Origin of the sequence: Mesorhizobium sp. M7A.F.Ca.US.014.04.1.1 (assembly GCF_003998745.1) — a bacterium.
GTDB lineage: Bacteria > Pseudomonadota > Alphaproteobacteria > Rhizobiales > Rhizobiaceae > Mesorhizobium > Mesorhizobium ciceri.
The window spans coordinates 1-817 of record NZ_RZRW01001219.1 but is presented as its reverse complement, the minus strand read 5'-3'; the positions used below and the strand labels follow the sequence as shown (position 1 = coordinate 817).

The window sequence follows — 817 nt, the reverse complement described above, 5'->3', positions numbered from 1 at the left end:
CCCCCACTTCTGCCGGCCATAACCGTCGTCGAGAGCGCGTTCCCCAAAGCGAGTAGCATTCGTGTTCAGTCCCCGCAAAGGCCGCTCTCGAACGCGCGCGCGGCGAATTTGTTCCTTGGCAGTTCAACGCCGGGTTATCGAACTGGCCTTTTCAAACGTGCAGCTTGCCTGATGCCGCGCCTTTAACGGTCCAGCAGTTTTCTTAGCGTAAAGCAGCCTCATGACGCTGCTCCGGCATTTCGGCGAACCAACACGTCGCCTTTTTTTCAAGCGAACGGCTTTGCCCATCATTGTCGTGACGCTGCTTGTTGCGACCCTCACCACAGGCCTTTTGCTGTGGTCGGCGACCCAGTCCGATGGTGTTGCCGTGTCGCGGCAGAAAAGCTTGGTCGCCTTGATCATATCCAAGCTGGAGAGCGGAATAGCCCACGATCAGGAGAGCGTCACCGTCTGGGACGACGCGGTCAGCGCCCTGCGGAGCCAGGATGCCAAATGGGTCGACACCAATCTCGGCACCTGGATGCACACGTATTTCGGCCACGATGAGGTCTACATTCTCGATCCGAAGGACGCGCCAGTCTACGCATTCGCCGATGGATCGGCGGTGGATCCGGCGAGCTATCAATCCATACGCCCGACCACTGCGCCTCTCGTGGAGAACCTCAGGGCGAGGCTGAAACAGGGGGACACCGACGGCGTCACCGAGCAGGTGCTCACGATAGGTGCTTCCGACATGGTCGTCATCTCCGGCCATCCTGCCATTGTCAGCATCAAGCCAGTCGTTTCCGACAGCGGCCACATTGCACAAGTACCAGGT

General features: G+C 59.4%; 1 protein-coding gene. It reads left to right on the top strand.

What is annotated here, in order from left to right; all coding sequences use genetic code 11:
• Positions 1–220: 220 nt before the first annotated feature.
• The coding region (locus EOA22_RS35690) for a CHASE4 domain-containing protein (RefSeq protein ID WP_281040824.1) at positions 221–817 on the top strand (597 nt) is incomplete at its 3' end.